A 9,091-nucleotide genomic window follows, 5' to 3' on the forward strand; every position below is an offset into this window, starting at 1 on the left:
CAAGGCGACGGCGCAACGCCATGCTGCGTCAAAACTCATAACCGAACAGGGTCCCATCATGTCCAGCTATCCCAATATGCTTGCCCCCCTTGATCTGGGCTTTACCACTTTGAAGAACCGCGTGCTCATGGGGTCCATGCACACCGGTCTGGAAGAGACGAAAGACTGGAACCGTGTGGCCGAGTTCTATGCCGCGCGCGCCCGTGGTGGTGTGGCCCTCATGGTGACTGGCGGCATCGGTCCCAACCTCGAAGGGTCCGTCCTGCCCGGTGCGGCCATGATGGTCAGCGATGATGATGTCGTGAACCACAAGATCGTCACCGACCGCGTGCACGAAGCAGGTGGCAAAATTGCCATGCAAATCCTGCACGCCGGCCGCTACGCCTACGGCCCCAAATGTGTGGCCCCTTCAGCTATCAAATCCCCTATCTCCCCCTTCCCGCCCACCGAATTGGACGCCGCAGGCATTGAAAAACAGATTGCGGACATTGCCGCCTGTGCCGGCCGCGCCAAAGAGGCCGGTTATGACGGGGTCGAGGTCATGGGCTCGGAAGGCTACTTCCTGAACCAGTTCCTCGTGACCCACACAAACAAACGCACCGATGAATGGGGCGGCTCCTACGAGAACCGCATGCGTTTGCCTATCGAGGTCGTAAAACGCGTACGCGAAACCGTTGGCCCTGATTTCATCATCATCTACCGCCTGTCGATGATTGACCTCGTACCCAACGGCTCCACCTTCGAGGAAGTCGTGCAGCTGGCACAAGAGATCGAAAAAGCGGGTGCGACCATCATCAACACCGGCATCGGCTGGCACGAGGCGCGCATCCCGACTATCGCCACCTCCGTACCGCGTGCAGCCTTCGCATGGGTCACGAAAAAGCTGATGGGCAAAGTCTCCATCCCGCTCATCGCGTCAAACCGCATCAACACCCCCGATGTCGCAGAGGAAGTCCTCTCTACCGGTTGCGCTGATATGGTCTCCATGGCCCGTCCAATGCTCGCCGACCCCGATTTCGTCATTAAGGCCGCAACCGACCGCGCCGCGCAGATCGCCCCTTGCATCGGCTGCAACCAAGCCTGCCTTGACCACACGTTTGGCGGAAAAATTTCCACCTGCCTCGTCAATCCCCGCGCCTGCTATGAGACAGAACTTGTATTGGAGCCGACAACCGCGCCCAAAGCCATCGCCGTTGTGGGCGCTGGTCCAGCAGGCCTGTCCGCCGCCATTGCAGCGGCCGAGCGCGGACACACCGTTACCGTGTTCGACCGCGCATCGGAAATCGGTGGCCAGCTCAACCTCGCCAAACAGGTCGCCGGTAAAGAAGAGTTCTGGGGCTTTGTCGATTGGTACCGCACCATGGTTGCGCACCACGGCATTGAGGTAAAACTGAACACCGAAGTCTCCGCCAACGACCTTACCGGTTTTGACGAAGTCATCATCGCCACCGGCGTCATCCCCCGCGATCCACAGATCGAAGGACAGAACCGGGATAACGTGTTCAGCTATATCGAAGTGCTGAACGGCACCGCCAAAATTGGCGATAATGTGGCGGTCATCGGTGCGGGCGGCATTGGCTTTGACGTTTCCGAACACCTTGTGCATGACGGCGAAAGCACAACGCTCAACCTGCCCGAATGGATGCACGAATGGGGCGTGGCCGACACAGCCGAACACCGCTCCGGCCTCGCACCCGAAGGCCCGCAGCCGACCAAACCAGCGCGTGCCGTTACTATGATGCAGCGAAAGCCCTCCAAACCGGGCAAAGGCCTTGGCAAAACCACCGGCTGGATTCACCGCGCGTCCTTGACCATGAAAAACGTCCAGATGATCGCCGGCGTCAACTATGAACGCATCGACGACGAGGGTGTGCACATCAGCTTTGGCGAGGCCCGCGAAAAGCCGCAGGTCATTCCGGCAGACACCGTCGTGCTCTGCGCTGGCCAACTCTCGGACCGCTCGCTTGCAGACGCGCTCGAAGCTATGGGCAAAACCTGCAACGTCATCGGTGGCGCAGATGTCGCCGCCGAGCTCGATGCCAAACGCGCCATCAATCAGGGCACAAGGCTCGCTGCCGCGCTCTGATCACCTTTCTTTTTGGCTGAAAATACCCCGGGGGTCTTTTTCCTCCGGGCAAGAAGGGCCTGGACCGCAAACCCTGCTTGCAACACGCACCAAGCACGTCAACAATGGCACAACCCACAGACAAAGGACGCGCCATGCCGATCTGCGTTTTCGACATCGCCGACGACGGCAGTACCACCGTCCCCAGCAACACGGATCTCACAGGTCCTGCACGCTATCGCTGGTGGCATTTCGATCTTTCCGATCCACTGCTTGCCCAATGGTGCGAAAGCCATCTGCCGGAAATCCCCGCAGGTGCCTTGCTACAGTCGGAAACCCGTCCACGCTGTGACAGCTTTGACGGGGGGTTGATCCTCAACCTGCGCGGCATCAACATGAATGACGGGCAACCCGCTGAGGAAATGGTCTCGATCCGGATGTGGGTCACGGACGCTGTGGTGATCACCGTCCGCCTGCGACGCGTCTTTGCCATAGAAGACATCCGCCAAAGCGCACAGGCACAAATGGCCCCGCCCAATCCGGCCGGGTTCATTTCCGAACTTGTCACGCGCTTGACCGGCCGCGTGCAATCGGAGGTCGCCAGCATCGCAAAGCTGACAGAGTTCTTCGAAGCTGATCTAGAGGACGACGAAACACCCATCCCAAATGAGCTGACCCAAAGCCGTCGCCGCGTGATCCGGCTGCGTCGCTACCTTGATCCCCAGCGCGCGGCGCTGAACAAGCTTGCCACCGAAGCGCTCATGCCGCCCAAAAGTCAGCCTGCCTTGCGTGAGCTGGCCAACCGCACCACAATGGCTGTCGAAGAGCTGGACGCCCTACGCGACCGCCTTGTTGCCGTTCAGGATGACCACGATCTGGATGTTGCCCGCAGACAGGCGCGCAATAGCTTCCTGCTATCGGTCGGTGCGGGGATATTCCTGCCCATCAGTTTCCTGACGGGCCTGTTCGGGGTGAACGTTGGCGGCATGCCCGGCATCAACAGTCCATGGGCATTCCCCATCCTGTGCATTTCGATGACTGTGCTGGCGCTTATCCTTGTTTTTGCCATTCGCCGCATGCGGTGGATCTAGAATCAGGACCTGAAACACACTGTTCTCTTGTTTCCTGCCTTGCAACGGTTCTGCTATTACCTTGCTACTGTCTCACCCCTGCCCAGATTGCGCCCCATTCGGCCTTCATAGCTCTCCCTTGAAATATGAATAAAAGGGGACGGCAAATGGACCGCCTGTCAGAAATGGAAGCGTTCGCCACTGTGGTGGATCAGGGGGGCTTTACCGATGCCGCCAAGAAGATGGGGATTTCTAAATCCGCTGTCTCGAAACACGTCTCTTCGCTAGAGGCCCGCCTTGGTGCGCGCCTGTTGAACCGGACCACACGCCGTGTGTCCCCGACAGAAATCGGTCTTGCCTATTATGACCGCGCCCGCCGCGTGCTTAATGATGCAGGAGAGGCCGACGCGCTGGTCACATCCATGCAATCTGCGCCTTCGGGTCTATTGCGAATATCGGTCGCGACTGATTTCGGGGTGAACCACCTTTCACCCGTGTTATCAGAGTTTCTTGGCGACTTCCCGGACATCACCGTCAACATGGTTCTCAACAACCGCTATGTTGAGCTGATCTCGGAAGGTTTCGACATGGCTGTGCGCATCGGAGAGCTGGAAGACAGCACTCTGCGGGCCCGCAAGCTCACCGAAACAACAAAGCGCATGATCGCGTCACCCGGCTATTTCGACAAATACGGCCGCCCCGAGAAAATCGACGACCTGAACGATCACAAGCTGCTGCATTACTCAAACCAGTCCAGCGGCAACGTCTGGAAACTGACGGCGCCCTCCGGCGAAAAGCGTCAAGTGCGCACCGCCGGTTGGTTGTCAGTCAACGACGGGCAATCCTTGCTCAACGCGGCGATCTCCGGTCTTGGCATCGCCTACCTGCCCAGCTTTCTCTATTCGGAAGCTATGGAAAAAGGCCTGATTGAAGACGCAATCCCCGATCTGCCGCTTGAGACCCAAGGCATCTACGCGGTCTATCCGCCCGGACGCTTCACCCAACCGAAAGTTCGCGCTTTCATCGATTTTCTGGTCCACACTTTCGCCGAAAAAGGCCCGAGCGACTGGTAAGCCAGATACCCGACACCATTTCCCTTGGTGCACTTCCCCCGGTTTCGCGAAAGCGTTTCCAGGGCTTTTTCTTTTTAAGCAACCGCAAGCGATCTACTCTGCCAGTACCACTGCTTCAACACGCCGGTTCGCTTCACGGCCCTCTTCTGTCGTATTGGATGTGTACGGTGCGAGAAATCCCATGCCTTGCGATTGCAACCGTGCAGGGGCGATGCCGTAGACCTCAATCATGCGCTGTCTGACCGATCGCGCCCGACTGACTGACAGGGCAATATTCCCATCCAAGCTGCCGACATTATCGGTGTGGCCCACCAGTGCGATCCGCATGTCAGGGCGGGCGCGCATCGTTTCCGCCAGTTCAGCAAGTACGTCAAACGGGCCCTGTGCCAGATCTGACGTGCCGCTCTCAAAATCAAGGGCTGCAAGGACAGCGTTGCCGTCTCTGGATAGGGCTTGTGCAACACTCCCCGTCTCTGCAGGATTTGCAGTATCAGGTGCTGCGGCCTGCGGAACAGATGCCACGGCCTGCACAGCAGAATCTTCGGCTACAACGCCAGCCTGAATGATCTGTATAAAAGACGCCCCGCTGGAGGCGCTTGCAATGATCGTCACCGCCTGTTCGGGCGCCTCCTGCGGCCCCCGAAGCGCGGTCAGCGCATGATAGCTGCGCAGATTCACGTACATATTCGGCGCGGGCAGCACTTCAGTCTCGAACCGGAAGTCATAGCCGCCACACACCTGTGCCTCACAGTCCAGAACAACGCGGAACCCCTCTGCATCCAACTGCGCACGCAGAGGCGCGATCAGTTGCAGCGGCGTCAGGTCCGCCACGTCAACGCGCCACGCGCTGCGTAGAACCGGCCCCTCAATCACGCGAACCGGGAGAGTTCCCTGCACATATGGCGCGATGGGTGCTGCGAACTGATCTTTCACGGTATCGCGGGTAATCATTTGGCGCGCACCTGTTGGCAGACGCAACTCAACCGCGTGAGCTGCGCCTCCCAACAAAATCAATAGCGCGCCAAGCTTCCACCTCATCTGGATTGAGCGTGATAGGCTTTGTTCGGACGCATGTCAGAGGCGCTAGCCACGCGGTTAGTCATGTTGAAGAATGCCGCAACAGACCCAATATCCCAGATATCGCGATCGGAGAAACCAACTTCACGCAAAGCAGCGCGATCGTCTTCTTCGATGATCTCAGGTGCCTCGGTCAATTTGACAGAGAAATCCAGCATCATCCGCGTTTTAGGATCGAGGTCGGCAACACGGTAGTTCATGACCATCTGCTCGCCCAAAACTGGATCACCAGACAGTTCACGCACCGCCGCACCATGCGCCGTGAGGCAATAGAAACACTTGTTCACAGCCGAAACCACAACTGCGATCATCTCGCGCTCCAGCTTGCTGAGATTGCTGTCGCCGAGCATCAAGTCATTATAGAGCGCCGTGAACGAGTTGAGTTTTTCGATATCAAAGGCATAGGCCTGCAACACGTTCGGGATCATCCCGAGCTTTTCCGTGCAAACTTCAAAGTACTTTTGCGTGGCAGGTGGCAGAGGATCAACCATTGGAAGGTCAAGGGCGGTGGGGGCGTCATCAGCCATGATAGGCTCCTTTATTCGGGGTATTGGCGGTAATGATACGTGCCGACGGGGGTAAAGCCCAGCTTGGTGTACAGTGCGTTGGCGGGTTTGTTCTGGGTCACACAAAGAACCGCCAAATGGGTCGCGCCCTGCTTGGCCGCCCAGAACGCGGCGGCGCGCATCATCCATTCTGCAACGCCCTGTTTGCGTTGGTTGGTCAGAACCTCGACGGCGTGAACCATAGCAACACCGTCGTGCACGGCAGCAAAAGCCACGCCAGCGGGCTTTTCATTCCAGCGCGACAGGATGCCTGTTTTCACCTGCGCCCGCTCCATCACGGCCAGCCTTGCAGGACCGATACCACCTTCGGCCCAAATTTCGGCCATGATTGCCAGCGGTTCCCAAATATTAAAGCAGGTCACGCGCGGAATGGGTTTATCCATCAGCGTCTCGATCGGCGTGACATAAAGCATCACCTCGTCGATCAGGTCATATCCGCGCGCAGCCAACGCGGCGTCCAGCACATTGTCACCATCACGGATCATGAACAGGGGACGGTGGCCTTGGCTGCGCATGGCGGCTTCGGCCTCGTCAATGTCTGCATCCGTGAACGGCCCATTCGCCGTAGCGCTTGAGACCCGCTTGCCGCCTCCTGCACCATCTCGCAGCGTCCATGGCCCGTCTTGCCAGCTTCGCGCTGGAGGCCACGTGGCCTCGGTCACATCGTAGAGCTTTGATGCATCGGGGCTCATGCGAAGGCCGCCGTCAGTTTTGCCATCGCCTCGTCCAGCAAGCCCTCGTCCTGCCCACGCACCACGATATTCGCACCATAGCTGCCGTCACGCATGAACGGGTAGCTGCCCATAGAAAGCGAAGGGTAGGCTTGGGCCAATTCGCCCAGCGGACCGGCAATGTCACCCTCACCACGGTGGACCGTCAGGGTCTTGCTAATAACCGGCGCGCCCCCCGTCAGCGTCGGCAGCACGCTAGCAACCATCGCTGTGAACACGCTGGGCACGCCGGCCATCACATGCACGTTCCCGATGGTAAAACCGGGCGCCGAGGAAACAGGATTTTCGATCAAGGTCGCGTCGGCAGGGATACGCGCCATGCGCAGCCGCGCCTCGTTCAACTCGGTACCCGACTTGTCATAATGGGCCTGAAGGATCGCACGGGCATCGTCGCGCACGTCAATGCTTTGCCCGAAAGCTACCGCCATACAATCGGCCGTGATGTCGTCATGGGTCGGCCCGATCCCGCCCGAAGTGAACACCATGTCGTGCGCTTCGGACAACGCCTGAACAGCAGCGATGATCGCATCACGGTCGTCTGCGACGATCCGCACCTCCGCCAGCGTGATCCCCGCTTCGGTCAATTGCCCTGCGAGGTGGTACATATTCGCGTCCCGCGTCCGTCCCGAGAGTATCTCATCCCCGATCACCAACATTGCCGCAGTTGGATTCGTCATTACGCCTCTCCTTGAGCCTGTGTTGTTTACGGTATAGCCCCATGCCATGCGCTTTCAAACCGATCTTGTTCCCGCCCGCCTTATCCGCCGTTACAAACGCTTTCTGGCGGATTGTCGGCTGGAAGACGGGCGTGAGATTACCGCCCATTGCGCCAACCCCGGCTCAATGATGGGGCTGGCGGAACCAGATACCAAGGTTTGGCTTGAGCCGAACGATGATCCGAAAAAAAAGCTTAAATTCGGCCTGCGTCTGGTGGATCACGAGAACGGCCACCTGACCGGCGTCGATACATCGCTGCCGAACCGCGTCTTGCGCAGCGCCTTGGAAGCACGCGAGGTAGCGGCGCTCAGCGCCTATACGTCCGTGCAGCCAGAAGTAAAATACGGCACCAATTCTCGCGTCGATTTTCTGTTGAAGGCGCAAGGTTTGCCCGATGCCTATATCGAAGTGAAATCTGTGACGCTGTGCCGTAATGCGCCGTTGGCTGAATTCCCCGACAGCGTGACCGCCCGTGGGGCAAAGCATATGGCAGAATTGGCCAAGGTCGCACGCGCTGGACACCGCGCGATCCTGCTGTATCTCGTCCAGCGAACCGACTGCACCCATGTTGATATTGCCGCCGACATCGATCCGACATACGCCGCCGCCCACGCTGATGCCGCAAAAGCAGGCGTTGAAACTCTGTGCATCGGCACCCACATCACGCCAACAGGCATCACACTTGCAGGGCCTCTGGCCCTCGGCCACCCGCCGCGCTAGACAGGCGCCACCAAAAGATGGAGACACCGTTGACAAACATCCATAAAGGTCGCACGACAAAAGACGGCATCCGTATTCACGAGGCCGCGGATTTTGCAGGGATGCACGCCGCAGGCAAGCTTGCCGCGACGATCCTTGACGAGATCGCCGAGCACGTCTTTGTGGGTCAAACCACCGACAAGATTGACCGAATCATCGAAGAAAAGGTCAACGCAGCCGGCGCGAAATCCGCGACCATCGGCTATAAGGGCTATCAGCATGCCAGCTGTATTTCCGTCAATCACGTGGTCTGCCACGGTATCCCCGGTGACAAAAAACTCAAAGACGGCGACATCCTGAACATCGATGTGACGGTGATTGTGGATGGCTGGTTTGGCGATACCTCGCGCATGTATGTGGCCGGCAAACTGTCACGCAAGGCAGAGCGATTGATCGACATCACCCATGAGGCGCTGATGCGCGGGATCGAAGTGGTCAAACCCGGCAACACATTTGGCGACATCGGCCACGCCATCCAGACCTTTGTAGAAGGTCACCGTATGTCTGTTGTCACAGACTTCTGCGGCCACGGTCTGGGCAGCGTCTTCCACGCACCGCCAAACGTTTTGCACTACGGAAGGCCGGGGACAAAAGCCGTGCTGGAGCCGGGCATGTTCTTCACGATTGAGCCTATGGTGAACCTTGGCCGCGCTGAAACCAAAACCCTCGCCGATGACTGGACTGCCGTGACCCGTGATAAATCCCTGTCAGCCCAGTTCGAGCACTCAATCGGTGTGACGGAAGATGGATACGAAATCTTCACCCTCTCCCCCGCCGGTAAATTCCACCCGACTTACTAACCCCACCTGTCAGTGGCTGGCGCATGAAGCCCACCGCGCGGTTCTGAACCGTCTGCGCGACCGCTTCGGCAGTGCGGCAGGCAAGCTTGCGACACAGTTCGATGTTTCGCGCATCGCGGTGATGAACCACCTGCGCTTGCTGACCGAGGCGGGGCTCGTGGCCAGCCCCAAAGAATGGACCTGTCACGGTTTCGTGCCGCCCCCGGTGCTCGTTTAAGCCACCTTCCGTTCGA

At 58.7% G+C, this 9,091-nt stretch carries 10 protein-coding genes; 6 read left to right on the forward strand and 4 right to left on the reverse strand.

Annotation, left to right across the window (positions count from 1 at the left end; translation table 11 throughout):
• Positions 1-58 precede the first annotated feature (58 nt).
• The 3 genes from V7730_RS12175 to V7730_RS12185 all read left to right on the forward strand — a co-directional run bounded on the left by V7730_RS12175 (position 59) and on the right by V7730_RS12185 (position 4,208).
• Positions 59-2,086, forward strand: a complete 2,028-nt coding sequence (locus tag V7730_RS12175; RefSeq protein WP_335747865.1) for an NADPH-dependent 2,4-dienoyl-CoA reductase — start codon at positions 59-61, stop codon at positions 2,084-2,086.
• Positions 2,087-2,190: 104 nt separating this feature from the next.
• Positions 2,191-3,156, forward strand: coding sequence for a CorA family divalent cation transporter (locus V7730_RS12180; RefSeq protein ID WP_335747866.1), 966 nt, complete (start codon positions 2,191-2,193; stop codon positions 3,154-3,156).
• A 146-nt stretch (positions 3,157-3,302) separates the two neighbouring features.
• Positions 3,303-4,208, forward strand: a complete 906-nt coding sequence (locus V7730_RS12185; protein WP_335747867.1) for a LysR family transcriptional regulator — start codon at positions 3,303-3,305, stop codon at positions 4,206-4,208.
• A 93-nt stretch (positions 4,209-4,301) separates the two neighbouring features.
• Here V7730_RS12185 and V7730_RS12190 read toward each other — a convergent pair whose 3' ends face one another.
• From V7730_RS12190 to V7730_RS12205, 4 genes are all read right to left on the reverse strand, one after another.
• The gene (locus V7730_RS12190) at positions 4,302-5,159 is read right to left on the reverse strand and encodes an OmpA family protein (protein WP_335747868.1); all 858 of its coding nucleotides are present in this window, start codon (positions 5,157-5,159) and stop codon (positions 4,302-4,304) included.
• Positions 5,160-5,242: 83 nt separating this feature from the next.
• Positions 5,243-5,812, reverse strand: a complete 570-nt coding sequence (locus V7730_RS12195) for a peroxidase-related enzyme (RefSeq protein WP_335747869.1) — start codon at positions 5,810-5,812, stop codon at positions 5,243-5,245.
• Positions 5,813-5,823: 11 nt separating this feature from the next.
• Positions 5,824-6,543 carry a GNAT family N-acetyltransferase gene (locus V7730_RS12200; RefSeq protein ID WP_335747870.1) on the reverse strand — a complete coding sequence of 240 codons (720 nt, stop codon included), beginning with the start codon at positions 6,541-6,543 and terminating at the stop codon, positions 5,824-5,826.
• Entirely contained in the window at positions 6,540-7,259 is a 720-nt protein-coding gene (locus V7730_RS12205; protein ID WP_335747871.1) for a competence/damage-inducible protein A, read from the reverse strand. The genes V7730_RS12200 and V7730_RS12205 overlap by 4 nt, the downstream gene beginning before the upstream one ends.
• A gap of 46 nt (positions 7,260-7,305) precedes the next feature.
• On the opposite strand from V7730_RS12205, the gene sfsA reads away from it, so the two are divergent.
• Genes sfsA through V7730_RS12220 form a run of 3 tightly spaced genes read left to right on the forward strand, consistent with a single transcriptional unit; the run spans position 7,306 to position 9,075 of the window.
• On the forward strand, positions 7,306-8,019 hold the full coding sequence (sfsA, locus tag V7730_RS12210; RefSeq protein WP_335747872.1) for a DNA/RNA nuclease SfsA: 714 nt from the start codon (positions 7,306-7,308) through the stop codon (positions 8,017-8,019).
• A gap of 29 nt (positions 8,020-8,048) precedes the next feature.
• Positions 8,049-8,858, forward strand: coding sequence for a type I methionyl aminopeptidase (map, locus tag V7730_RS12215; RefSeq protein WP_443070216.1), 810 nt, complete (start codon positions 8,049-8,051; stop codon positions 8,856-8,858).
• The gene (locus tag V7730_RS12220) at positions 8,803-9,075 is read left to right on the forward strand and encodes a winged helix-turn-helix domain-containing protein (RefSeq protein WP_335747874.1); all 273 of its coding nucleotides are present in this window, start codon (positions 8,803-8,805) and stop codon (positions 9,073-9,075) included. The genes map and V7730_RS12220 overlap by 56 nt, the downstream gene beginning before the upstream one ends.
• The last annotated feature ends 16 nt before the right edge of the window (positions 9,076-9,091 follow it).

The sequence above is a fragment of the Sulfitobacter sp. genome, assembly GCF_036961165.1.
Lineage (GTDB): Bacteria > Pseudomonadota > Alphaproteobacteria > Rhodobacterales > Rhodobacteraceae > Sulfitobacter.

What these genes read in the sequence shown, in the direction of transcription:
- V7730_RS12175 (WP_335747865.1), top strand. Translation starts at nt 59, where the DNA reads ATGTCCAGCTATCCCAATATGCTTGCCCCCCTTGATCTGGGCTTTACC.
- V7730_RS12180 (WP_335747866.1), top strand. Translation starts at nt 2,191, where the DNA reads ATGGCACAACCCACAGACAAAGGACGCGCCATGCCGATCTGCGTTTTC.
- V7730_RS12185 (WP_335747867.1), top strand. Translation starts at nt 3,303, where the DNA reads ATGGACCGCCTGTCAGAAATGGAAGCGTTCGCCACTGTGGTGGATCAG.
- V7730_RS12190 (WP_335747868.1), bottom strand. Translation starts at nt 5,159, where the DNA reads ATGATTACCCGCGATACCGTGAAAGATCAGTTCGCAGCACCCATCGCG.
- V7730_RS12195 (WP_335747869.1), bottom strand. Translation starts at nt 5,812, where the DNA reads ATGGCTGATGACGCCCCCACCGCCCTTGACCTTCCAATGGTTGATCCT.
- V7730_RS12200 (WP_335747870.1), bottom strand. Translation starts at nt 6,543, where the DNA reads ATGAGCCCCGATGCATCAAAGCTCTACGATGTGACCGAGGCCACGTGG.
- V7730_RS12205 (WP_335747871.1), bottom strand. Translation starts at nt 7,259, where the DNA reads ATGACGAATCCAACTGCGGCAATGTTGGTGATCGGGGATGAGATACTC.
- sfsA (WP_335747872.1), top strand. Translation starts at nt 7,306, where the DNA reads ATGCGCTTTCAAACCGATCTTGTTCCCGCCCGCCTTATCCGCCGTTAC.
- V7730_RS12220 (WP_335747874.1), top strand. Translation starts at nt 8,803, where the DNA reads ATGGATACGAAATCTTCACCCTCTCCCCCGCCGGTAAATTCCACCCGA.